Here is a 25,023-nt window from a genome sequence, read left to right as displayed (position 1 = left end):
AATGAGTGCAATAATCTCAAATGTATCCAAGCATTTTGGCAAAACAACGGCGTTATCCGCTGTTGATTTAACGATAGACGACGGTAGCTTTGTCGCGATTTTAGGACCTTCTGGTTGCGGGAAAACAACATTGCTTCGCTTGCTCGCAGGCTTTGAAACGCCAAGTAGTGGTGAAATTATTATGAATGATAGTTGTGTAGCTTCAGTACAACAGACGATTCCGCCAGAAAAACGAAACATCGGCATGGTGTTTCAATCGTTTGCGCTGTGGCCCCATTTAAAAGTGAAGGAGCAAGTTCTTTTTCCGCTTCGTCATCATCGCTTTACACCAGCAGCCATTAAGGCAAACAGCAAAGAGCGAGTGGATGAAATGCTTGCGGTTGTTGGGCTACAAGACTACGGAGAGCGCATGCCGAATGAACTATCAGGAGGACAAAAGCAGCGGGTCGCTATTGCTCGAGCGCTTGCCCCTCAACCAGCGCTTTTGCTCATGGATGAACCATTAAGCAGTTTGGATGCCGAACTCCGAATGGATTTACGCAAAGAAATCCAGACAATCCACAGAATGATGAACACATCGATTGTATACGTGACACATGACCAAGGCGAAGCGTTAGCAATGGCAGATAAAGTTGTCGTAATGAAAGATGGAAAAATCGAACAAGTCGGCACACCGAAGCAAGTGTATGCCAACCCAGAAACCCCATTTGTCGCAACATTTGTTGGAAAGGCGAATTTAATTTCAGGCACATGGCTTGGGAATGTGTTTAAGCCATTTGAAGATGAATCAGTGGTTTGGACAAATGATGATGTTTCAGCTGATATTAAATCGAATGGATTTTTCCCTGTTCGGCCGGAGCAGTTTAGGTTGGAAAAGGATAGTGGTGGTGAATGTGACGGTATACGTGGAATTGTGCGAAATGTTATGTTTCAAGGAAAAGAAATCCACTATACTGTTGAGGTCGCGAACACGCTCGTAAATGTTCACACTGATTTATTTACTAGCTATCAGGTGGGGGAAGAGGTTGTTGTGAATGTTGTCGGTTATGAATCAGTGCGGGGAGAGGGAACGTATCAGTCGATTGGGTGAGGGGATAGGCTAAAAGCAGAGGGGACTCTGCTTTTTTGTTGTTTGTCGGGAAGTGTGGGCGTGGACATGTTATCGGACATCAGTTCCGTTATTCGACCAAACATGGCCCGATTCAGAATTCTTACGGACATCAGTTCCGTTAATTCACGAGATCATGGTGATTTTTCATGAATTTAGCTTGAATAGCGGAACAGATGTCCGTAAGTTTTAGGAAATAGGTTGTTTTTGGCAAAATAGAGGAATGTATGTCCGATACGTTTGCATTACCTTGCATGTAAAGACCACTTTTTAGTTGTTAGATTTTATGGCTTATACGATAACTTCATCAGTCTTTTTCACTACATCATATGGTACTTTCCAAAGGGTTGTCTATGCTCCTTTTCAACTCTCAGTACCATATAAATTTTTAATTAGAAAATATGAAACTTCTTCTGAATCCAAGGGGAAATAGACAGAGAACTTATAATCATCGATCTCGTAATACATTATAACATTTGCGTCTAGAATGCTTTCTTCCTCAAGCTTAGGTTCCCCAAGACTATTGATAATATCATCGCGAGTGATAGAGGATATTTCTCTAACTGTCCAACTAATTGCAGTTAGCTCTCCTTCTAATAATTCTATTGCAGGAGTATGGTAGAAACATTGATTATACTTTAACAAATACCCACCATCAAGGAAATTTTCTTTATCTGGCTTGCCCATTTTATCAATAATGTCATTGCCTGTTAGACCTTGACTCAATCCATATTTACAATCTCCAAGAACACCATTTGAAACCTGTTCAGCCAAGTTACTCATAATCTCCTTTTTTCGATCTTGTACTTTGGAATTATTTTCACCCGTAGTTACGACCTCTTCTGTTAACGTTTCGTTAGCCTCTTCAGATTCCTTGTTCATACCTTCAGTCTCTTCATGAATATTGTCTTCAAACTTTTCGTCTTCTTCATCAAGTTGAATATCAATTACTTCTTCATTATCAACCTCTTCACCAATCGTATTTTCTAGGTTTTCAGAATCCACATGGTTACTTGCATCGTCTTTAAAACAACCAGCCAATAGAAATACTACTATTACTATCGAAATCCAAGCTACTTTTTTCATGGTTCATTTATTCCCCCTTTGTAACATAATTGTAACACGGTAACTTATTTTGGTAAAATATTACTTTGTTTACTAACCTTTTACGTTTTTTCACAAAACACTTTCAAGAAATACTGGGTGTTTTAGCAACTTGGCATCGGCTACAGCATTGATAAACAGAAACTCAGAATGGTGGCTGCATAGGAGTTTCGTGAACCACGAAGAAATTCTCACGGTCGCGGCCATTTAACAGTTTCATAATTTTGCTTTGTACGACATTCTCATTTGCAACTAATTTCCTTTTTTAAAATAACTGATTGAGTGGTTACTATTGGATGTGCGGCTTTTTGTTTGATGGCGAGACTATGAGTGAAAAGTGAAATTTTTGAAGGATAATTACTTGTGGGGATGAGTAGGATTCGTTTGGGAGGGAAATGTTCCTTTTTCCAATTATTGATTCATGTGCCCAATGGATTAATTTCTTTTAGCACGCTTGTGATTATAACGGGGAAAGAAGCTAGGTGAAGGGATTAAGCAGAAAAATCTCTTGTACAATTGTGGCACCACCAATGGCTTTGCATGAATCCGTACAAAGCATTGCCAGATAGGCATCGATTAAACAGTGGCTGATTAACTTTTCGGTTCATGCCAACACTCTTTCCATTTGATAGGAATAGTATCTTATGGCTTTATTCTTGGATGATTGTACTTTGTATAACCATATTGGAATAGGGACAAACCCTTACACAAAAAAACTAGCTTGAAGCTTATGAATACTTATGCTAAACTGTAACTAACTTGTATTGCAAAATAGTTAGTGCGGTTCCTTTTTTTACGCCACTATATTGCAAAACAAGGTAGTTGTTGCAAAGGAGCGAACTCAATGTCTTCAAGTCAAATTTTAAAAGGAATATTAGAGGGGTGCCTTCTTTCCATTATCGGTAAAGGGGAAACGTATGGCTATGAAATGATGGAAAAATTAAATGCCTATGGTTTTACAATGGTGAGCGAAGGAAGCATTTACCCTTTATTATTACGCATGAAAAAAGAAGGGCTTGTCACGACAAGTCAAAAAGAACTTCCTTCTGGAGGTCCAAAGCGAAAATACTATTCTTTAACCGAAAAAGGACATGAAGAATTAGAAGAGTTTAAAAAACGGTGGAGTGACATTGCAACTAGTGTTAATCGATTATTAGGAGAGGAAGGGTAATTATGGGAATCTCTGTTGAAAGTCGTGAGTTTTTACAAAATTTAAGGCTTTATTTAATCTCAAGTGGCAAAAATGAGAATGAGATTGAAGAGATCATTGGTGAATTAGAAGATCATTTTCAAGAGGCTGAGCGAGATGGAAAAAGTGTGGAGGATATCATCGGCAAAACACCGAAAGAGTATATGGAAGAACTAGCAGGAGAAATGCCAATTGATGTGAAGGGACTGCTGAAATTTGTCCCGATTGTTTTTGTAGGGGCCATTTCTTATATTGTCATGGGGGATGCCATTCGCGGTGAGCTTGAATACTCAGTCATTCAACTTATTGGGTATCCAGTTGTATTTTTGATTTCTATGTTGCTTACGTTATTTCTATTTAAATATATCGCAAGTACAAAAGTCGCAAAAGTTAAAGAATGGTTTTTGTTTTTTGTTGTAGGGGGAACTCCGTTAGTTTTGTTTGTGGCGTTGATTTTTCTAAATCGGGGCATTGACTCACCGACGGTTCAGATCGGAAGTGTCGGAAGTTTTATCGCGGTTGCTCTTGCGATTATCGTTTTTATTGGAATTTCAATATGGAGTAAATCGTGGATCGCGGTGATTTTACCAACCCTTTTATTTTTGCCGGAATTTATTATTACTCACTCTGACTTTCATGAGGATACGAAGATTATGCTTAGTGGGGCTAAGATGGTTGCTGTTTTGGTGGTGTTTTTAATCATGATGAGGCTTGAAAACAAGAAGGCTGCAACGGGGAAGTAAGAATACTAGGGGAAAAATAGTGTGAATTGTTGTATCATGACATGGTATAGGATTGGGGCTAGCGGACACCTGTTCCGTTATTAGGCTAAAAAAGGCCCGATTCAGAATGTTATCGGACATCAGTTCCGTTAATTCACGAAAAAATGTGATTTTCAATGATTTTTAGCTTAAATAACGGGTATAACGGAACAGGTGTCCGTTACGATCGTGAAATGGCACGATTTTAGTAAAATAGCGGAATATATGTCCGAACGGGTAGGGGAGAGACCGAGATGCTCATTCATTGCGCAACAAAACTATTATCACAATTAAAAGAACCAGAGGAACAAGTTATCGTAGAAGAGGAACATCCGTTGTTTACTTGGCGAGCTACTTTAGTAAAAATCGAGCGGAGAAACACGATCATTTTAGTGAATGAAAGTAATCACTATGTCATTGTACTTTATGGGGTTAAAGCGAAACAATTGAATTCTTTCAACAATACAATAACAGATGCGATTCAGAAAGCATTTTTTGAAGAAAATATTAGAAAAGAAGTCATCGAAGCTTATTTTTCAAAAACAAAAAATATTCAACTTGCTCCGATACATGATGAAAAGGAGGATATCATGCTAACAAATGCTTGTCATTATGCAAAGGCTCAATTTGGTGACAGGCAGATGATAGCCCCGTCAATTCACCAAACTGAAATCACCCAAGCAGTGAATCAGTATGGTGTCGAACATGAAGATGGTGAATTCATCTATCCAAATGAAGAATTATATGCTGATTTGGAAGAATTAGTGGAGCATTCAATCTTCAATCAAGAAGCCGTGACCCTTCAGTTGACGATGCAGAAGGGACAGGCTGCGATTTCGAGAACTGTAGTCGTTCCTGAAAAAATGACGCTAAGAACATTACATAAAGTCATCCAAATATTGTTTAGTTGGGAAAATTTTTATAAGCATGAGTTTAAGCGAAAATCAAGTGATGGAAACGAAGAGTCTGTTGTTTCTGGAGTAGATGAAGAAAGAGAAGTTAGATTGTCTGATTGCTTAGTCGGCGGTGATATGCTTTATCATTATTATGCCGATAAAACAACATGGAAGGTTCATATTACTGTTGAGAATTGGATAGATGATTATGATGTGAACTACCCAACTTGCACCGGAGGAAAAGGCGGGTCTCCAATGGATTGTTCTATAGAGTTGTTGCTGGACCCAAGAGGAAAGGTAAGAAGATTTAATATTACTAGCGTCAATGAGCAACTGATAGAATTAGCGTTGTAACAATGCGAATTTGGCGAATGGGTTGTGTGTTAGCGGACACCTGTTCCGTTATTAGGCTAAAAAAGGCCTGATTCAGAATTTTATCGGACATCAGTTCCGTTAATTCGCGAAAAAATGTGATTTTCAATGATTTTAAGCTTAAATAACGGGTATAACGGAACAGGTGTCCGTTACGATCGTGAAATGGCACGATTTTAGTAAAATAGCGGAATATATGTCCGATACGATAATTGGAGGTTAGGGATTTGCTCATTCAATGTACAAAAAAACTATTAACTGAATTAAAAATAAAGCCAACCCCTGTCACAGAGGAAGAACAACAGCAGCCATTGCTTTCGTGGCATGCCAATCTAGTTACGATGGCAAGAAAAAAAAACGGTAGTTCTCATGAATGATAGCAACCGCTATGTCATTGTGTTACATGGTTTAAAAGCAAAAGACTTATCGAAAATTGGGGAATTCATTGTTCAAGCGATTCGAGAAACTTGGCTTGGAGAAAGCATAAAAAAAGAAGTCATTGAAGAGTATCTTTCTCGCTCAACAGAAATCACGTTTACAACAACAAAAGATCGAAAGTCGGTTGCAAGATTAAATAAAGCATGTGAATATGCAGGCTATTTTGAGCAGTTACTTATTCCAAATACTATTGTACAACCTGCAGTTGGTAAAAAGGCGAGTCGTGTGTTAGCAGGGGATGGGAAGGACTTCATTGATCCATACAAAGAACTGTATAGCTAGCGATTTAAAAGAGCTTGTAGGTGTTCCTATTTTTGACGGACAAGCTGTTGTGTTACATGTGACATTGAATTTAGAAAATCATAAAGTGTGGAGGCGAGTCGTTGTTCCACGAAAGATTTCTTTTTCGGAACTACATAGTGTCCTTCAAAAGGTGTTTGACTGGAGCGATTATCATCTCCATGAATTTCAAATTTTCAAAAGCCAGCCAACAGCAATCACAAAAACAGTGCAGAAGCAAAATCGAAATTCAACGGTTAATCTCGTATGTACAGAAGAAGCGTTGCGTTATGATGTGGGAGCCCCGCAAAAAATGGAGACAAATGAAATTCTTGCTGACTACTTACCAGCTGATATTGTGTACATTTACGATTTCGGAGACGGATGGGAGCATCATATCGTAGTGGAAAAGTTTGTTGATGATTATGAATACAACCATGCGATGTGCCTTGATGGTGAGGGAAAAACACCTCCTGAAGATGTTGGAGGAGAACCTGGTTATGAGTCGTTCTTAGCAATTATGTCAGATCCGAGCCACCCAGATCACAAATATATGAAGGAATGGGCTGAAGAACAGGGATATAGTGATTTTAATATAAAAATGATAAATAGCGACTTAAGCAGGGCGTCGTTAAGGTAAATGGAAAAACCACTAGGGGTGTATACTTTAGTGGTTTTTGTTATGTGTGCGAACGGACATCTGTTCCTTTACTCTTTGAAAATTGGGTGATTATCTTTGAGTTTAGCTTATATAACGGAATAGATGTCTGAACGGATATTGAAAAGAGAGGATTTTATTAAAATAGCGTAACGTATGTCCGTAACAATAAAATGGGAAATCCCTTGTTAAGGAAGAAACCAGATTTTACCGGTCTAAAATATAGTAGCTTACAATAATAGTTTTATAGTAAAATAGTAGTAGGTAAAAAGTAAACTTCGAAGTGAATAGACATCTTAGAGAGGAAGAGCATCAGTGTACAAATGGATACTAGTAGTAATGATAGTTTTAATTTTTATAACGGGGTGTAGCGGTGCAAAAGCAAAAGTAGAGGAAGAAGTAGTACAAAATGAAGTAGTTCAAGGCATAAAGGAAGTAATTTGGACAAAGGTAGCAGAAATTGAGGATCCGTTTGAGGAAAACGGGATTCTAACGCCAGAGACCTATATTGTTTTTGCATCAGAAACTAACAGTTTGTCTATGGCCATTAATGCGAATATTCAAATTCAGTATAATAACACAGAGCATATTGAAGAATCGATTGAGATGTTAAAGCAACATATTGAAAGTATGTCTGATGATGAACTGTTAGCTGTTCAATCGAATATAGATTCACCTGCAATTATTTATACTGCAGCATTTGAGGAGTACTTTACGTATTATTTAAATCATGCAGATATCAAAAATGGATCGGACTCTATATTTAATCTTTACTTTTCATCAATGGGTCAAAATATTGATGATATCAATGCTGTAAAAGAAACCGCAACTACAGCAGTAGAGCAATTAGCGACATTAGAAAAATACCCTAGTGATAAAATTATTATTTTGTTGAATCACTACAAAGCTTCATTACCAGAAACCGACTATGACTTATTAGTGAAAGCTTTGACATCCATTGATTTATCTGTTGAACGACAAATGGCTATTATGGATGGTTTTGCAACAGGGCAACCAAGTGGAGATGTTGATGAATTAAATGAAGCGATGGAATTAATTGAAAGGGCTAGAGAAGCATTAGCTGATTTTCAAGAAAATGAAACACAATAATAAAAATGAGCTCGTTGTTGAACATATTCAACGGGCCTTCAATAGATGTAGAAGGGGAAGGCTTTTATGAAACAAACACCCATACTTATCACAGCTTTTTTGTTACTCCTAGCAGCATGTAGTGATGAGAAAACAGAACGAACAGTGGAACAGGCAGAACAACCAGAAACAGCGATTGAATCAGTCGAAGTCATTCCTATTGAGGAAGAAGTTGAATCCGCAGAAACAGAAGAAAGTAGTGAAGTAATCAACTTACTTGGCAATACAGTTGGCAATCTTATGAATGGTGGGATCGCCGCAGCAAGTGGGGAGTACGTGTACTATAGCGATTTTCAGCACTTGTATTCTCACAAACAAGGAGAGTCTGAGCCGAAAATCATTGATGACGGTGTTATTAGTCAGTTGAATGCTGTTGGTGATTGGGTTTTTTATCAGAAACAAATGGATATATGGAAAAGCAAAGCGAATGGAGAAGAGAAAGAGCTTCTTTATAAAGGAAATGAAAATTTAGGGCAAATGCTCGTCTATGACGATGTGATTGCATTTCGAGTTTATAATATGGAAAGCCAATATTATACTTTGTATGTGATGAATACCGCTGGTGAACATGTCACAGAAATAGCGAATATGGTTGACCAATTTACGTTTAAAGATGGACAGTTATATTATGTTACCCACGATCCACGGTATAAAGATTGGTTGATGAAGGCGACCTTGTCATTGCCGGGATATGAAACAGAACGATTTCTCGATGTTCAATATGATTTGTTAACGATGCAAATGGTGGATGATACAATTTTTTACATTCAGTCTAATCAAATTCGCTCCATGACGCTTGATGGATATGGTGAACTGAATTTGACACCTCAACAAGAAGTTGATGTATATGGGTATTCCACTCCAAATGTAGCGGGGGAGTTTATTTATTATAGTGAATACGGTGACCATTGGTTGTATCGGATTCCAACGACTGGTGGTCAGCCTGTGGAGACCGGAATTCGAGTAGATAGTTACTATAGTATTATTGGAAATCAATTATATAGTTTTACCTTTAATGAGGGTCAATATTGGCTTGGTATTTCTGAACTTGATGATGTGGCGACAGAAAAACAGCTGTATGAGGAACAATATGCGAATACAGGTGGAGTCGGTTATGATGAAGACTTTACTGGGTTATTTGCGATATATGATGAAGTGTTTTCAGAAGGACGGTCAATTACGTTAGGTGATTTACTAAATAATTATGAGTCTAAGTTATATCCAATGGATGAAATTTTTGCTCAGGAGCATCTTGTTGGGGCGACGAAAATGTTCCTCTACTCGATGACGTTTAAGGACCAAGATTATTTTTCGTTGTTACTGCGCAATCCGGCAAATGATATGTATCCAATCTGGAATTTCAATTATGAGTTTGATAAAGATGATGAGCATATGAAAGGGTTCTATGAATTTGAGATTCGCTTGGCATCAGAGCGAAGTGTAGATGTGAGCCGTGATGATGGTGATTTCCGGTTTACATTGTATTTTGAAGAGATAAATGGGAAGTTTTATTATGATTATTATGTTCAACGATAGAGGATACCCCAAAAGGTTTTATAACAGGCCTTTTGGGGTTTTTTCTTATTTCTCATACAATTCAATTGGCAATCCATCCGGATCGGAGAAAAACGTAAATCGCTTACCTGTCGTTTCATCTGTTCGAATCACTTCTACACCGATACCTTTTTCCTCTAATTCTTGTTTTGTTTCCTCCACTGAATCGACTTCAAACGCTAAGTGACGTAGTCCAACAGCCTCTGGATACGATAGTCGATTCGGACTACCTGGAAAGGAAAAAAGTTCGATTTGATACTCTCCATTTACGGCTAAATCGAGTTTGTAAGAGTCGCGGTCTTTGCGATATTTTTCTTGAATTATGGAAAGTCCTAATATCTCGGTGTAAAACGTTTTCGATGTTTCATAATCCGAACAAATGATGGCGATGTGGTGAATTTTAGTTAGTTTCATAAAAGATCCTTTCTATGAAATGTAGTTTACTTTATTTTACCAGCGGGTATATAACATTACTAACATTTTCATAGCAACTCAGCTATTAAACTTGCTCGACAGACAACTTTCGACAAAAAGCGCCAAAATAGTTCAAAAGTAACGTGTGGAAATTTGTTTGGTATTATAAAATAAATTCAATCATACTAGTGGAATAGATAAGGGCAAAGCTATTGAAAAATGGTGACGCAAAACTATAGGGGCTAAGCCTTTAGAGGTATGCCAGCCAGTTGCCAGAAAGCCTTGTAAATTCCTAGTTGAATTCGGGAGGTTATGATTATGAAAACGATTAAGAAAATATGGCATTCTTTATTTATTCATATAAATTTGTATTTATATAATCAGGATCTATTTACAAAAAACAAAGGTTCTTATTTTAAAAATGCATATAATCATCAAAAAAAGTTACTGCATATCGAAATAAATAAAGCAAAGGCTTCCCGCTAACGGAAACTTTTGCTTTTTTAAATGAAAAGAAAAATTTTGGTGTAGCAGAGAAGCTTTGAAAGCTTATTCTAGAACAGCGAAGGCTTCGCACCTGTGCGTTTGTTTCACCCCAAGAAGAGTACTTGGGGTTCACTTTCAAAAGCGGGCAGGGCTCCGCACTTCGCTTGAAACGAAAAGACGCTCCCGCGTTTTTCTTATGAAAGTAAATAATTTATGACATTTTATATTTCTTCACATCTACAAGTTTTTGTAGTACTATAGTAAAGTGGAATTGTATGATACTTACAATTTTAACAATATCATTCCTACTTAAAGGAGATTAATATGAAGAACGGTTTTACTGAAAAAGAGTTACTGCAGATACTACAACAAGCAAAACAACTAGTTAATAAAAATCCTACAATCGATGCAAAAACTGTAATTAACCAAATGATACGAAACATGAGTCCATACATAAATACTACAAATATTAATACTAAATCATAGTCATAAAAGGAGTGGTTCTTACAAAGCCTCTCTTCTTTTTTTCTGAAATAGGTGAGAAAACTTCGAGTAAACGTACGCGATAGTAAGTGGCGGATAATTCTATATATCACCAAAAAAATTAAATAGACTATTTAATGAAAACCAAGTAAAATTTAAGATAGTCAGTCAATTTCCTTAATGGGTGGAGGGATTGTTAGACAAGCAGACTTGTCTACATTATTAATAGTCTAAAACCGATAAGAAGAATTAATATCATCTATGTAAGGAGAAATGATTATGAAAGAACTAATTTCAATTGATAGAAATATAAAGAAAAAGGAAAGTGCCCGTCCGAAAACAGGATATAAATCAGGCAAAAGCTCTTTTGATAGTTTATCTAAGTATAAGATAAATGATTATAATGAACTTAATCATTTAGATGAGGGGCTTTATACCTTTTCAGATGAATCCTTTGAATATGATTTCATCTATAAATCGTCTGAGGAGAACCGTTTGTTCGTATTGCTTAGTGGGTATGCTGATAGAGGAAAGTTAGAGCCGCCAGTCTTCCAAAGATGGTCATGGTCTCATTTATTTCCAGGTCATTGCTTGTATATAGCTGACCCTACAATTAAGCCACATAGTGATATGGGGATTGCTTGGTATTGTGGGACACAAGAGGCTGAGGTGATTCCTACAATATTAGGCTTAGTAAAAAAGGTAGCTGATAATATAGGGGTTTCTTATGAAAATGTTATCTTTTATGGTTCATCAGGTGGGGGATTTGCTTCATTAAAATTAACGGCTCTGTTACCAGAATCAAGTGCTGTAGTTATAAATCCACAAATTGATGTTACCAAATATGATAATGGAAGTGTACTAAAGCTATTAAAGCGTTGTTTTGGTGGTGTTACACGTGATGAAGCGCTTGAACAATTTAAAGAGAGATTTAGTCTTATTCCATATAGTGACCGTTTAAAAGAGAGAAGAATATTCTATATACAAAATACTCTTGATAAACATCATTATGAAGTTCACTTGCCACTATTCACTTCTGAATTAAATCTAAATGAAATGAATGACTTTAAAAACAATGATATTGAGGTATTCTTCTTTGCGCATCCAGATGGTCATAGCATGCAAGAACCAGTAGAGGTGTTTGATTTAATTATGAATAGAATTACTTAATATTAGAAACACCTCGTATAAACGAGGTGTTTTTCTTTGAACCCTAGCTTTACTGTTATTAATTATAATCCCATAATATTTTCCAAGCTTTTTCATCCCTTACAACAAAAACATCTTGGACAAGTTTGAATCTGCCATAGGTGCCATTATATTCTTTTGTAACTGTTATTTCATAAGCTGTATCAAAGGGTTCTTGGTCTTCGTTCATTCTCCAATTTGTTCTCTTTTTTGGCTTTTCTAAAGTGAAAGAAAAAGAATCGACTCCAAAGTGGTCCATAAAAATATGGGAGCGGTTCTGTAAATAACTTGGTTTAGTGAACTTTGCCTGCATATCAGGATGAAATAGTTCCCAAGCAGAAATAAAATCCCAATTTTGTTCGTGTTTATAAAATTGTTGTACAGTTTTCTTTGCTTGATTAGCTTCAGAAGGTAAAAATAGTAAAATGAGACCAATTACAGTCACAACCGCAAGAATAATAAGAAACATTTGAGGTGGAAATGGTGTTGTTCTTCTCACAATGTACTCACTCCTTTTCTAAAGGGTAGTACTTCATGGTATTCTTCTTTCCCTTGTATTATTACGACAACGAAAAAGCTTCTAGCGAGGTAAGAAAAAACTCCACCCAGGTGCAAAATATTAATTGGTTCGGCAACTAATATAAAAAGCAAACGGAGGAGTTATGATCTGTAAAGACACTAGAGTTTAGCAATTGTAAGTATCATAACTTATTTGTTCAAGAAATAATGATATAGTCGGAACACCGGAATGTGATAGGCCTTTGAGTCTGGCGGTTGAAAATAGTACAATTTGCGAACTTTTTATTAGTTTTTGTCGATTGGTCAGTAATAAAGCTTTCAGCCAAGAACAAACCACCCGTGTGAACGGGTGGTTTTGATTAATTTGTTAAATAATTGACCATGAATTCTGCCCATATTGAATGTCCTTGTTGGTTCGGTCTGTTATTTTCAAGATAATCAGAAAGATTGTCGTCTATTGGCCAGGCCGTCCAATGGTCAACGAAACTGTATCCAGAAGACTGAGCAAATTCAGCTACTGATTCTACTTGTGATATATAATAGACCGCTCCTTCCACTGGGTTAGGTGGTATGATTAACACTTCTGTCTCCGGTAGTTTATCGGATACTTTATTAAGAAATTGTTCAAGCACATATAGTGTATCTTCTATTCGTACAATCCCGTTATCATTTAATATGAATGGTTCTACAATTAAAAGGTCGGGATTACTCTCGATAACAGTATCAAAATAATTACTGTTGTATACATCAAGCGAAGACGACCTGTTTACATTAACAATTGTAGGTTTAAGCTTTTCTTTTTCTAACATTCCATTTATTTCAGAAATGACCAACATTGGCCACCCTTTATCACTTTCGGGGGCTCCTAAGGAAAGAGAACCAAAAAAAGTAACAGAGATATTTTCTTCTTCTTCTTGGTTAGAAATAAGATTTCCAACTATTCCAGAAAGGTCCGTATCATCACTTTCGTTATTAGAAGTTTTAGTTGATTGGGTATTTGATAATCGCTCAATTACAGGTTGTTCAAATTGGTGTGCTTCTGCTGCAATGTTTTTTAGCTTTTGATTGTATTGATAGTGGCTGAGCCCGAGTATGGAAACACATACAATGATTGTTATGATTAAAAAAAGATTTTTCAACTTAAAAACTTCCACCTTTCTAAAAACAGATCTCTGTAATATATTCTACTGAAACCTCCAACGGTGTGCAAGGTGAATTTGTAAAAATAGGAAAAGTGAAACGTAAAGTTGTCTTTCGACACACCATTCTTCGGGATACTAGTCTTCGTTATGTCCAGAATTTTCTTTTTGAAAGTGGGCGCTAATAATCATATCATTTTGTAATGTAATCGTTAATTCACGACTTGTACTCGTAACAGAACCCCTCCAACCAATAAATTGAAAGCCTTCCGCTGGTACTGCAGTTAACGTAATGGTCGTTCCGACTGGAAAGGTTTGACCAGTAGGACTTTGTCTTACCGAGCCTTCGCCATGGACAGTTGTGAATAACGTGACTTGTTTGGGTTTCTCTTCTACTTTTTCAAAAATCGCTTGTATTTGTTTATTGCTATTCATATTCACTTGTGTTGTTGTGGAAGTACCGGAAGCATCTCCACTCCATCTTACAAATGTCCAGCCTTTAGCTGGTTTTGCTGATAACGTAACGATTGTTCCTTCAGTTAACTCATGACTAGAATGACTTTTAGTTATGCTTCCTTCTCCTGTTGTTGAAGTATTTAATGTATATTTACTAGTTTCCTTTTTGGGTGTTTCCTCCTCCTTGTTCTCTTTTTCCTTAATAGGGGAAGTGGCAGTTGGCTTTTCAACAATTACGTCTGAATCGTTACTTTTTTTGAATACTGCTCGCACAGTATAGTTTTTATTCATTTCTATAGTAATGGTTGACCTGGAACTTGATACATCACCAATCCAATGAGAAAAATTCCATCCAGACTTTTCCTTTGCTGTAAGCGTAACGAGTTCTCCAGCTTTGAATGTGGTCCGAGAGGGATTTTTAGTGATATCTCCGTCTCCTGTTACTGCGGTAGATAAAGTAAAGCTTTCTAAGTCATTTTCGAAAACTGCTCTTATATTCACATGATCTTGAATTATAAATGTATAGCTCGAATGCGTAGCTTGAATATCGCCATCCCAATGGCTAAATGTCCAGCCTGTAGCAGGAATTGCTTCTATTGTGACTTCAGTTCCTATCGGATAAGAGTTCCCCTCGGGTAATATTGAAATGGTTCCTTGGCCATCAATTTGGGTTAAGACTGTTTTGTTGTCGTGACCAATTTGTATTTCAATAAATTCCTGTATTTGGTCGAAGGAAACAAAAATGACTTCGACGCCTTCTTTTTCTGCTGTAAATGTCGTATTCATTCCAAGAGAATGATTGATTTTTCCAAGTCGATGTTCAAGTGTCCATTCAGCTTGAATATCCATTAATTCCCCATTTGCATCATGAGCTTGAATTTGTATTTCTATTTCTTCTCCTAGTGCTAATGGATATAAGTCATGATTAATGAAAGTAATTGATTCTACGACCTGGTCTTTTACAATTATCTCAATCTCACGTTCTATATTTAGTATTTTAGCGGTAACAATGGTTTTTCCGATGGAGTTTCCATGGAAAATAACAGCTTCTGAATCTGTCTCTTCAATATTTCCAACATGAGAATTCGTGTTTTCCCAGTCGGCATGAAGTGGGATTTTTCGATTGTATTCATCCTTCCATACTAAGGAAAGTATCCTTTCATGGTTAAGTTGAACTAAGTTTCGTTCAGTATCAATTTCAATTTGTTCAAGAAAATTGTTATAGGTTTCTTGGAGGTTTAAAGAACTCGTATGAGAAAGCCCCAGTTCTAATGTCTCTAATGTCTCTATGATTTTTGATTGGTTTAAGTATAAAGTTGACAGGTAAGTATAAAAAAGTGCTTCAGAAGGGATGAGTGTAATTCCTTCTTGAAGAGTTTCTTCAGCTAAATCAAGCTGTGCTAATGCAATATAACACTCAGATAATTTTAATCTAGCCTCAACATTAATAGGATTTTTTGATAACAAATCAAGATAGTAATCCCGACTTTTTTCAAATGCACCTTTATCAAACGATTGTAAAGCTAATAACTCTAATTGTGATAAATCGTCTTTTGGTTTGGATACCGCGTAACCAAAAAGTATTAAAAAAATGCTTATAGAAATAACTGTAACTGACATGAGTACCAATCGATTTGGTTTCATAATGTAATCTCCTATCTATCTAACTAAAAAAATAAGTGCTATTTCCATTATATTGAACAAAACTGAAATTGGAAGATAAATTAGGTATATTGTTATAAGAAAAAAGTATAGTTTTTGTTATGATAGAATTATTATTAAATATAGATATGAAGAAATGGAAATAAAGAAAGAGGGACAAGCGTTGGAGAAGAAAATAAAAGTATTAAAGGATTGAGCCATGCGATTGCGGAAGCATCGGCATCAGGTACATCTGTTGTATCAACAGATTGTAAATCAGGTCTAGCTGAGGTTTTACATAAAGGAGAGTACGGTAAATTGTGTAAGGTTGGAAATATTAATGGTATGGCAAACGCGATGTTGGAAATTCTAACACTTTCGGAAGACGAATTGGATAGTAACATAAAAAGGGGTATGAGCGGGCGGGATTTTTTAATGCAAAAAATCAGTGAAAGAATATGAAACAATATTCATGCAAACCTATGACAAAGGGAAAAAATCATAAAAGAAGTTCGTTAAATCTCAGTTTGTTAGTGTGAAATTGTGTGAAGTCATGGCTTTTGTAGAATAGGAGAGAAATACACTGTATATTCAGATTACACCATGTTCTATTCAACGATAGAGTTCGTCCTTAATAATATCAGAGGAGGAAAGCCATTGGATACACACCGGTTTATTATTGTGCGTTACAGTATGATTACTAAAGGTGGAATGGGTTGGAGAATTGGTGAGTTAGAGGGCCGCTCATACAAGGAAATACTTTTTTCAAATGAACGTCTAGAAATGCATGAAAAGTTATTTCGAGAAATCACTCTTCCTTCTTTGCTAAATCAAAGAGTTCATTTTGATTCAAAGGATGTTACATTGTTAGTTGTAACATCTGATGAATTACCAAAGTTATATCTTGATCGTTTAGAAGACCTTCTTGCTCCTTATTCTTGGGCAAAAGTCGTTCAAACACCAGGGAACGATTTTCAATCTAGTTTAATAAGTGCTGTTGTGAAAAATGAATTAACTAAGTTTACAGAAGACGTATGTTACGCAACAATAAGACTAGATGATGATGATGCATTAAGTATAGATTTCTTAGAAAAGTTAAATAATTATATTAATCCTGCTTATAGTGGATTTGTCATAAGCTTTGGAAAGGGTTACGCAGGGGTTTACACTGAGCAAGGTAAGTTTTCAAATTTTCACAAGTATTACTATCCGAAAATCGCATTAGGCATGACCTTTATTAACGTGTATGATGCTTTTACTAAAACGGTTAGAGAAGAAGAAGCGACTATCTTTTTTCGCCAAGGAAGACATATGAGTTCAGATAAACATTATCGAACAATTGTAGATTCGCGAACTGAAATGTTTATGAGAACTCTTCATCTTGCAAGTGATACAAATAAGGATTATAAAAAGATTGAAAAGATTAAATCAGGGGAACTCGCTGAACCTGAAGAGGTATTGAAGAAGTTTCCTTTCCTTTCAAGTCAGTTGTAAAAATAAATGGATTGTGGAAAATAGGCTAGCGCTAAAAAAGCTACCCTATTTTTTTTCGGAGTCGATAGTTATTTGCGTTTTAACTTTAAAATGCTGGGTATACTAACCGTAGTTTGAAATAAATTTACATAGGGTACAATAACAATAAATTTTTATTAAACTAGGAGGTAAACCATTGAGAACACATCAATATATTATTACAAGATACAGCATGTTAACAGAAAGTGGATCTAGTTGGAAGATTGGTAGTAAAAATCCTGAAAAATACAAAGAGAAATTATTTAACCCCGAACGTTTAGAACTTCACGAACGACTTTTTCAAGATGTAACATTACCTTCTTTATTAAATCAAAGTCAACCATTAAATGAAAGAAATTACACTCACCTCATTATTACATCTGACCAACTACCCGAAAAAAATGTAAGGAATCTACAAGAGATAATCGCTCCATATCCTTGGGCTAAAGTAGTACAAGTGCCTTCAAACGGTTCCCAATCAAAATTAATTGGAAATGTAATGTACCAAGAGTTGAGTAAGTTTGAAGAAGAAGTATGTTATAGTACAACAAGACTAGATGATGATGATGCGTTAGGTTATGATTTTTTTGAAGAATTAAACAAATATATTAGCCCAATGTACGCTGGGAATTTTATTAGCTTTGGTAAAGGGTATGCGGGAGTGTATAATGATAATACAGGCAAGATGGAGACTTTCCATGAATATTATTATCCAAAAATTGCATTAGGAATGACATATATTAATATTTATAATCCGGTTACAGATTCTTTTCAAGAAAGCGAGATATCTGTTTTCTTCCGAGGGAATCATGTAAATGCTGACATACAAAGTCCTACACTAATTGATTCAAGGAAACCATTGTTTATCCGAACATTGCATGCTGAGAGCGACACTAGAGGGAATCAAAAGAAAATTGATAAAATAAAATCAGGTAAGGTTGCGAACCCTATCGACGTTTGTAAGGAATTCCCTTTCCTCATGACTAATGATGGCGAATCCATCATTAGTGAAGATGTATATAATAATTAAAGAAAAAAGGAAACCAAAAGTCATGGTTTCCTTTTTTCTTTATTTTTTTACGGAATTTTTACGCCGCGTTTTGCAAAGGTTAAATAAGACTCTGTCTCTTGTTGAATATTTCTGTTTAAGACAGGTGCTTGGAGTATAAATTCATATCTTTGTATAGCGGTATTATAATTTCCTTGCTGGTGTTGTTGTCGAGCCCATGTTAATAGAGAGCGAGCATTATTGTTAATGCCTGTAACAAAACGATTATCATTAGCATAAAGTAGATTTCCTTCATAAAACAGTTCTAGCCTTGCGGACGCAGTGGTCCCGTTAGTTGCTCTCTGATGAATAGTATTGGCTGTTGGTACTCTTGCTCTTTGTTTTGCGTAAGAAAGACGAACGGCAATCTCTCTGCTTATTCTGTCTTGAAGTTTTGGTGCATTAAGGATGAATTCATAGCGGTCGACTGCTGTTACGAAGTTTCCGCTGTGGTGTTGTTGACTTGTCCAATTCAATAATGCTTGTGCGTTACGATTTATTCCATCAATAAATCTACTGTCAGTAGGGAATAAATGGTACCCTTCAACAAATGCATGTAAACGTTCTGAAGCGGTTTGTTTTCGGTTAGCTTCGTGAATTAGTGCTTCCGCTGTAATGATCCAAGAATGATTTTTGGCAAAGGATAGTTTAAACTCAGTCTCTTCTTTAATTGTTCGTAGTAATTGTGGTGCTGATAATATAAATTCGTATCTTTGGATAGCCGTTTCGTAATGCCCTTGTTGGTGTTGTTGTGTTGCCCAATTTAATAAAGCTTGAGCACTAGAATTTATACCGTCGATAAACCTTTTGTCATTTGGATAAAGGAGATGTCCTTCAATAAATAATTCTAATCTTATTGAAGCGGTTTGTCCGTTTTTTGCTTGATGATACAAAATAGTTGCATCGTTACTTTCTGCAATCGGCGCTTGAACTAATCCGTACCCATACCAAGGATCTTTTCCAGGTGTACCGAGATCAACGGCCATCTCGCGCATTTTAAATCTTAATTCTTGATTAGAGAGTGAGGGGTTATTCTCTTTTAATAATGCTAAAGTACCTGACACAAAGCCAGCTGCCATAGAAGTTCCATCTAATGTTCGGTAGTTTCGATTTAAGTGTGTACTTTCAATGCTGACACCTGGTGCTGCTATTTCGACGGAGTTTCCAGTAGATGAAAATGAGCCTCGTACGTTATTATTATTTATAGCCGATACAGAAATAACGGCTGGAAACCTTGCAGGAAATGTCGTTGTATCGCCTGTGCCGTTAGAATTTCCAGAATTACCTGCTGCACCAACAACAAGTATTCCCTGTTCATAGGCTTTATTCACTGCCGTTTCCATGCAAGGGGATGGGCTAGAAGAACCTAAACTTAAATTAATAATATCCATGTTATTGTCTATGGCCCAATCAATCCCTTTACATACATCGAAGTCGGTACCCTCTCCATCCTTGTTTAATACTTTGACTGCGTATAAATCTGATTCTGGGGCAACACCAATAATACCAATATTATTATTTCTAGCACCGATAATTCCAGCAACATGAGTGCCGTGTCCATTATCATCTGTATATGAATTGGTGTAGTTGACGGTAGATGTACCACCTTTAATAACTAAGTCAGGGTGGGAGGCTATGCCAGTATCGATAACAGCAATTTTTACCCCTTTACCTGTTAGACCAGACTCCCATGACAGTGGTGCTTGTATTTTGGTAGGCCCCCATCCTATGGTTTGTAGTGCAAATACGTTTACTGCTTTCGTAATGGATATAACATTAGGGTGGTTTTCCAACTCTTCAAAAGAGGAATCTGATAGTGTAGCGGTTATAGCAGGGATGCTAGAAAACTCATGGGTAATTTCGTCATTACTATTAACGATATCGTTTACATTTATTTCGTCATTGAATAAGATGAGATAGTCTTCCCCACTTTGGTCAGCGTGAACGATTTGTGAAAGTGAGAATAGTGCTAAGATGCATAATAAAAAACACTTTTTCGTCATATGAACCTCCTATAGTGATTTTATACTAAAAGCTTTTCATTTTATTATTTTTAAAATAAAAATTTTATACTATTATACCATTACTTTAAAAATGAGGACTATGAAAAAACAACCATTTTTAGTAGTGTTATAAGATGGTTAGTAATAAGGTAAAATAAGGATAGATTCTATTGTTTTATCCACAGGAGGAATAGACGTGAGAAAGCATAGAAAGAAAGTGGTGCATATCACAACAGTACACCACCCGTTAGATCCGAGAATTTATTATAAACAATGTCAATCGTTAGCTAAAGCTGGATATGATATTACTTTGATTGCGCCGGAAAGTGAGGATGATATCCCTAATTTAGGTGTTGAAGTCATCTCAATAAAAAAAAGCAAGAATAGATTATTTAGGATGTTAGGGACAACCTTCCAAGCATTTAAAATGGCAAAAAAAATTAAGGCGGATTATTATCACTTTCATGACCCAGAGTTATTATTAGTTGGATTCCTATTGAAGCGAAAAAGTAATGTCGTCATATATGACATTCATGAAGACTATGAGACGAGTATTTTGCAAAAAACGTACATTGCAAAACCTCTTCGAACATTCATTGCAAAAGCATATCGTTTTGTGGAGAAGGTTTTAACAAGAAAAATGGAGATTTGTTTAGCGGAAAAATATTATGCAGAAAAATACCCCCAAGGTGTTTGTATATTAAACTATCCGATAATTAATGAAAAATTAGTGAATCGGGAACCAATTGCAAGTGAGATTGAGGACAAAGTAATTTATACGGGGAACGTTACAAAAGATAGAGGGGCTTTATATCATGCAAAATTGCCGAAAATTGATCCTTTATTGACCGTATATATTTATGGGAAATGTAGTGAAGCGCTAGCTAATGAAATGTTTGCCGTTGTTTCCCCGAATAAAGATAAGTTAGTTATTGAAGGTATTGAACAATATGTACCAAAGGATATAATAGATGAGGGTTATAGTAGTCAATGTTGGCTGGCTGGGCTGGCTTTATTTCCTCCGACAGATCATTATATGAAAAAGGAATTAACAAAGTTTTTTGAGTATATGACAGCGGGAATTCCAATTGTTTGCTCCGATTTTCCAGTGTGGAATGAGTTTATTGAGACTTATTCTTGTGGAATTACGGTTAACCCTTATAATGATAAAGAAATTAAAGAAGCTTTAGAATTTCTTCGAATGAATAAGGATGAGGCTATACAATTGGGGCAGAATGGTAAGAAGGCTATAATAAAGAAATTAAATTGGACTGTTCAAGAAAGGCATCTCTTAGAATGGTATGAAAAGATGGCTAATTAATGGTTAAAATTGTTATTGGTGGTGAGTATATGAAAGATGTAAAAAAGGATTATCCATCAATTTCTGTTATTACACCTACTTATAATTCAGGAAGGTTTATTAAAGAGACGATTGATTCAGTCTTAAATCAAACATTTGAGAATTGGGAAATGATTATCGTTGATGATTGTTCAAGTGATAATACAATTGATATAATCAATGACTATATAAAAACAGATGGAAGAATACGACTCATACAGCTATCCATTAATAGTGGACCCGCTGTTGCTAGAAATACGGCAATAAAAAATGCCAAAGGAAGATATATTGCCTTTTTAGATAGCGATGATGTATGGTATCCTGAAAAACTTGAAAGACAGCTTCAGTTTATGGAAAATTCAAAAGTGGCTTTCTCATTTTCGAAATATGAAAATATAAATGAAAGTGGGACAAAGAAAGGTACTGTAGAGGATATTCCTGAAAAAGTAACGTATAAACAACTGTTGAAAAATAATGTTATTGGGTGTCTAACTGTAATGTTGGATAGAGACCAAATTAAAGATGTTGAAATGATAAATATAAGGACAAGGCAAGATTATGTGTTATGGCTAAGTTTAACGAAAAGAGGCTTTACTGCGTATGGGTTACAGGAAGTTCTAGCGAAGTATAGAAATGTTCAACATTCTGTTTCAAGTAATAAATTTAAGATGGCAAAACAGAATTGGAAGGTTTATCGACAAATAGAACAACTCAGTTTTTTCAAAAGTACGTGGTATTTCTTACAGTATGTCTTCTCTAAACTAAGAAAGTATTCTTAGTGTTTCCTTAGTTGCTTTGTGATAAATTTAGAGAAATTATGATGTATCATTGTAAATACTAGACATATTCATTCAATGTGTGATAATAGAAGTTATGGCGAGTTTGAACTACCTTTATAAAGGACTAGGCGGTGCAATTTATATATGCGTGAATATATGAAAGAAATGTTAAAACGGAAAGATTTAATTTCTTATTTAGTAAAATCTGGGCTTAAGGCTGAACATCGAAATAGTTATTTAGGTTACTTTTGGTGGTTGCTTGACCCATTACTTAATGTTCTTGTTTATTATTTTCTAGTGGTTATTATTTTACATCGAGGGTCGGATGAGTTTAATTACGGAGTGTTTTTAGTTATAGGTCTAGTTGCTTGGCGCTGGATTAGTACGACGTTTAACAGCTCAGCAAAAGCGATCACTAGATATTCTTCAATTATAAATCAAGTTTATTTACCGAAAGCGATGTTTCCACTAACGACAACATTGACTCAAATGGTCAATTTTTCATTTGGGCTTATTGTTGTTGCTATCTTTTTAGCTTTTAATAATGTGATACCTGGTTGGCATATTGTTTATTTGCCAGTTATTATCATTGTACAATTACTGTTATTAATGGCTGTCAGTATGTTTGTTTCTTACGTATGTGTTTTTGTTAGAGATATTGATAATGTTATAAATCATGTTGTGCGAGTAATGTTTTATGCTTCTCCTATCATTTGGGAGGGTGGGCGTTTACCTGCTGAATACCAATGGGTTGTAGCAATGAATCCTGTCGCTATTGTGATTAACTCATATAGAGATATACTCATGTTTCATAGAACCCCTGATTTAAGTGGACTGTTAATGATCGGTATAGTTTCTCTTGGTATTGTAGTTTTGTTAACATGGTATTATAGCAAGAATGAACATAAGATTATTAAAGCATTATAATACAAATAAATTCGATTAAGAGGTTTTTATTTTATGCTGAAAAATTTCGAGAAAACAAAAGTAGCGGAAAATGGAAATAGAGAAGTTGTCCTTAGTGCAAAAGATTTAGGTGTTGCTTTCATTCCAGGCCAACGTTCTGACGATTACAAGTCTCATTTGTTTAATTTATTTAAAAAAAAGGAAGATAAAAAGCAAAAGGAACTGTTTTGGCCAATAAGAGGCGTTAATATTGAAGGATATAAAGGGGAAATTTTAGGGATCGTTGGTTCTAATGGATCTGGAAAAACGACGTTATGTAAGGTACTTTCTGGAATATTAAAACCTGATGAAGGTAAGGTTGAAGTAGATGGTCGAGTGTCAGCACTCTTTTCATTAGGAATGGGTTTTAATAAAGAGTTAACAGGGCGAGAAAATGTATATTTAAATGGAATGATGTTAGGGATACAGAAAGCAAAAATCCAACAATTTATTGATGATATTCATGAGTTTTCAGGGATCGGAGACTTTATTGATTTCCCTGTAAAAACATATTCAAGCGGAATGAGAGCAAGGCTAGGTTTTAGTGTAGCTGCATTTCTTGAACCTGAAATTTTAATTCTCGATGAAGCTTTAAATACGGGTGATGCAGATTTTAGTCAAAAAGCAACGGCAAAAATGAAAGAATTAGTGAAAAAGGCGAAAATGGTTATTGTTGTCACCCATAGCTTAGGTTACGCTCAACGAAATTGTGACCGATTAATTTGGCTAGAAAAAGGAGAAGTATTAGCAGTCGGTGAACCTGAAGAAATTATTGAACAATATCGGGCAACCGTTCCACCAAGGCCAAAAGCCCGGAAAAAAAGGTTAGACATAGAAAAGACGAATGCTGATATAACTGATACTACGATTGTAAAAGCTGAACATGTAAGTGTGAAGTATAAAATGAATAAAAAAGTCCATTGGGCATTAAAAGATATAAATTTTGAAATTAATCAAGGGGAAGTTGTTGGTGTTATTGGCCATAATGGTGCTGGTAAAAGCACCCTTTGTCGAGTATTAACAAACATTCTTACGCCTGATGAAGGTACGTTAACAGTAAATGGTGAAACAACGGCTCTTCTCGGTTATGGGACTGGATTTAATGCACAATTAACAGGGAAAGACAACGTGTTTTTAAATGGATTACTACTCGGTATCCCTAAGAAAAAAGTTGAACAGAATTATGATTATATTGTAGACTTTTCTGGCTTAGAAAAATACATGGACAAGCCTGTGAAGCAATATTCAAGTGGAATGCAAGCTAGACTAGGCTTTAGTATTGCGGCTACACTTCAACCGGATATTTTTATTATTGACGAGGCATTATCTACCGGAGATATGGCCTTTAAACAAAAGGCTAGCCAAAAAATCCAAGAAATTATGGAAGAGGCAAAAGCTGTTTTAATTGTATCCCATAATATGAGTTTTGTTGAAACCATTTGTACTCGAGTGATTTGGGTAAATCAAGGCCAGATAATGTATGATGGCGATCCAAAAGAAGCGGTTGAAAAATATAGGGAGCATGTCCGTTCAAATAGAAAGGTGAAATCTAGAAGTTAGTGG

24 protein-coding genes and 1 riboswitch are annotated in these 25,023 nt (G+C 35.8%); of the genes, 18 read left to right on the top strand and 6 right to left on the bottom strand.

What is annotated here, in order from left to right:
- Position 1: 1 nt before the first annotated feature.
- Positions 2 to 1,090 (top strand): ABC transporter ATP-binding protein, encoded by a 1,089-nt coding sequence (locus T323_RS0105695; RefSeq protein WP_026672408.1) that lies wholly within the window; start codon positions 2 to 4, stop codon positions 1,088 to 1,090.
- A gap of 381 nt (positions 1,091 to 1,471) precedes the next feature.
- Here the strand turns inward: T323_RS0105695 and T323_RS0105690 are convergent, their stop codons facing one another.
- On the bottom strand, positions 1,472 to 2,194 hold the full coding sequence (locus T323_RS0105690; protein WP_026672407.1) for a DUF4309 domain-containing protein: 723 nt from the start codon (positions 2,192 to 2,194) through the stop codon (positions 1,472 to 1,474).
- A gap of 862 nt (positions 2,195 to 3,056) precedes the next feature.
- Here T323_RS0105690 and T323_RS0105685 point away from each other — a divergent pair.
- The 8 genes from T323_RS0105685 to T323_RS0105660 all read left to right on the top strand — a co-directional run bounded on the left by T323_RS0105685 (position 3,057) and on the right by T323_RS0105660 (position 9,490).
- Positions 3,057 to 3,383, top strand: coding sequence for a PadR family transcriptional regulator (locus T323_RS0105685; RefSeq protein ID WP_026672406.1), 327 nt, complete (start codon positions 3,057 to 3,059; stop codon positions 3,381 to 3,383).
- A gap of 2 nt (positions 3,384 to 3,385) precedes the next feature.
- Positions 3,386 to 4,144, top strand: coding sequence for an HAAS domain-containing protein (locus T323_RS0105680; RefSeq protein ID WP_026672405.1), 759 nt, complete (start codon positions 3,386 to 3,388; stop codon positions 4,142 to 4,144).
- 272 nt (positions 4,145 to 4,416) lie between these two features.
- Positions 4,417 to 5,412: a plasmid pRiA4b ORF-3 family protein gene (locus T323_RS0105675; protein ID WP_026672404.1), complete on the top strand. Its 996-nt coding sequence runs from the start codon at positions 4,417 to 4,419 to the stop codon at positions 5,410 to 5,412.
- 245 nt (positions 5,413 to 5,657) lie between these two features.
- A complete protein-coding gene (locus tag T323_RS28730) occupies positions 5,658 to 5,807 on the top strand; it encodes a DUF6933 domain-containing protein (RefSeq protein WP_156942400.1) in 150 nt (49 codons plus the stop codon).
- Positions 5,800 to 6,150 (top strand): DUF6933 domain-containing protein, encoded by a 351-nt coding sequence (locus T323_RS27845; RefSeq protein ID WP_051556395.1) that lies wholly within the window; start codon positions 5,800 to 5,802, stop codon positions 6,148 to 6,150. Before T323_RS28730 ends, T323_RS27845 begins: the two co-directional genes overlap by 8 nt.
- Positions 6,122 to 6,787, top strand: coding sequence for a plasmid pRiA4b ORF-3 family protein (locus T323_RS27840; protein WP_051556394.1), 666 nt, complete (start codon positions 6,122 to 6,124; stop codon positions 6,785 to 6,787). Before T323_RS27845 ends, T323_RS27840 begins: the two co-directional genes overlap by 29 nt.
- 333 nt (positions 6,788 to 7,120) lie before the next feature.
- Positions 7,121 to 7,915, top strand: coding sequence for a hypothetical protein (locus tag T323_RS0105665; protein ID WP_026672403.1), 795 nt, complete (start codon positions 7,121 to 7,123; stop codon positions 7,913 to 7,915).
- A 66-nt stretch (positions 7,916 to 7,981) separates the two neighbouring features.
- Positions 7,982 to 9,490: a DUF5050 domain-containing protein gene (locus T323_RS0105660; protein ID WP_026672402.1), complete on the top strand. Its 1,509-nt coding sequence runs from the start codon at positions 7,982 to 7,984 to the stop codon at positions 9,488 to 9,490.
- A 45-nt stretch (positions 9,491 to 9,535) separates the two neighbouring features.
- On the opposite strand, the gene gloA2 is transcribed toward T323_RS0105660, so the two are convergent.
- Positions 9,536 to 9,922: an SMU1112c/YaeR family gloxylase I-like metalloprotein gene (gloA2, locus tag T323_RS0105655; RefSeq protein WP_026672401.1), complete on the bottom strand. Its 387-nt coding sequence runs from the start codon at positions 9,920 to 9,922 to the stop codon at positions 9,536 to 9,538.
- A 192-nt stretch (positions 9,923 to 10,114) separates the two neighbouring features.
- Positions 10,115 to 10,199: riboswitch (cyclic di-GMP riboswitch) on the top strand.
- A gap of 41 nt (positions 10,200 to 10,240) precedes the next feature.
- On the opposite strand from gloA2, the gene T323_RS28725 reads away from it, so the two are divergent.
- Together T323_RS28725 and T323_RS0105640 are read left to right on the top strand one after the other, a co-directional pair.
- A complete protein-coding gene (locus T323_RS28725) occupies positions 10,241 to 10,408 on the top strand; it encodes a hypothetical protein (RefSeq protein WP_156942399.1) in 168 nt (55 codons plus the stop codon).
- 762 nt (positions 10,409 to 11,170) lie between these two features.
- The gene (locus T323_RS0105640) at positions 11,171 to 12,061 is read left to right on the top strand and encodes a hypothetical protein (RefSeq protein ID WP_026672400.1); all 891 of its coding nucleotides are present in this window, start codon (positions 11,171 to 11,173) and stop codon (positions 12,059 to 12,061) included.
- 58 nt (positions 12,062 to 12,119) lie between these two features.
- Here the strand turns inward: T323_RS0105640 and T323_RS0105635 are convergent, their stop codons facing one another.
- The 3 genes from T323_RS0105635 to T323_RS0105625 all read right to left on the bottom strand — a co-directional run bounded on the left by T323_RS0105635 (position 12,120) and on the right by T323_RS0105625 (position 15,837).
- A complete protein-coding gene (locus T323_RS0105635) occupies positions 12,120 to 12,578 on the bottom strand; it encodes a hypothetical protein (RefSeq protein ID WP_051556393.1) in 459 nt (152 codons plus the stop codon).
- Positions 12,579 to 12,957: 379 nt separating this feature from the next.
- A complete protein-coding gene (locus tag T323_RS27835; protein ID WP_026672398.1) occupies positions 12,958 to 13,737 on the bottom strand; it encodes an SGNH/GDSL hydrolase family protein in 780 nt (259 codons plus the stop codon).
- Between the two features lie 138 nt (positions 13,738 to 13,875).
- Positions 13,876 to 15,837 carry an InlB B-repeat-containing protein gene (locus T323_RS0105625; protein WP_026672397.1) on the bottom strand — a complete coding sequence of 654 codons (1,962 nt, stop codon included), beginning with the start codon at positions 15,835 to 15,837 and terminating at the stop codon, positions 13,876 to 13,878.
- Positions 15,838 to 16,047: 210 nt separating this feature from the next.
- Between T323_RS0105625 and T323_RS0105620 the strand changes: the two genes are divergently transcribed.
- The 3 genes from T323_RS0105620 to T323_RS0105610 all read left to right on the top strand — a co-directional run bounded on the left by T323_RS0105620 (position 16,048) and on the right by T323_RS0105610 (position 18,376).
- On the top strand, positions 16,048 to 16,296 hold the full coding sequence (locus tag T323_RS0105620) for a glycosyltransferase (protein ID WP_026672396.1): 249 nt from the start codon (positions 16,048 to 16,050) through the stop codon (positions 16,294 to 16,296).
- Positions 16,297 to 16,491: 195 nt separating this feature from the next.
- A complete protein-coding gene (locus T323_RS0105615; protein ID WP_026672395.1) occupies positions 16,492 to 17,328 on the top strand; it encodes a glycosyltransferase in 837 nt (278 codons plus the stop codon).
- A gap of 175 nt (positions 17,329 to 17,503) precedes the next feature.
- On the top strand, positions 17,504 to 18,376 hold the full coding sequence (locus tag T323_RS0105610) for a glycosyltransferase (protein WP_026672394.1): 873 nt from the start codon (positions 17,504 to 17,506) through the stop codon (positions 18,374 to 18,376).
- Between the two features lie 47 nt (positions 18,377 to 18,423).
- Here T323_RS0105610 and T323_RS27830 read toward each other — a convergent pair whose 3' ends face one another.
- Entirely contained in the window at positions 18,424 to 20,397 is a 1,974-nt protein-coding gene (locus T323_RS27830; RefSeq protein ID WP_051556392.1) for a S8 family peptidase, read from the bottom strand.
- A 196-nt stretch (positions 20,398 to 20,593) separates the two neighbouring features.
- Between T323_RS27830 and T323_RS0105600 the strand changes: the two genes are divergently transcribed.
- The 4 genes from T323_RS0105600 (at position 20,594) to T323_RS0105585 (ending at position 25,020) form a co-directional block, all read left to right on the top strand.
- Positions 20,594 to 21,718: a glycosyltransferase gene (locus tag T323_RS0105600; protein ID WP_035177823.1), complete on the top strand. Its 1,125-nt coding sequence runs from the start codon at positions 20,594 to 20,596 to the stop codon at positions 21,716 to 21,718.
- Positions 21,718 to 22,515, top strand: coding sequence for a glycosyltransferase family 2 protein (locus T323_RS0105595; RefSeq protein ID WP_245613689.1), 798 nt, complete (start codon positions 21,718 to 21,720; stop codon positions 22,513 to 22,515). Before T323_RS0105600 ends, T323_RS0105595 begins: the two co-directional genes overlap by 1 nt.
- Positions 22,516 to 22,659: 144 nt before the next feature.
- On the top strand, positions 22,660 to 23,442 hold the full coding sequence (locus tag T323_RS0105590) for an ABC transporter permease (RefSeq protein WP_026672391.1): 783 nt from the start codon (positions 22,660 to 22,662) through the stop codon (positions 23,440 to 23,442).
- A 33-nt stretch (positions 23,443 to 23,475) separates the two neighbouring features.
- Complete coding sequence (locus T323_RS0105585) at positions 23,476 to 25,020, top strand: ABC transporter ATP-binding protein (protein ID WP_026672390.1); 1,545 nt, start codon at positions 23,476 to 23,478, stop codon at positions 25,018 to 25,020.
- Positions 25,021 to 25,023: the final 3 nt, after the last annotated feature.

It is taken from the genome of Alkalihalobacillus bogoriensis ATCC BAA-922, assembly GCF_000621445.1.
Lineage (GTDB): Bacteria > Bacillota > Bacilli > Bacillales > Bacillaceae_F > Bacillus_AO > Bacillus_AO bogoriense.
This window is presented reverse-complemented; position numbering and strand designations above follow the sequence as displayed.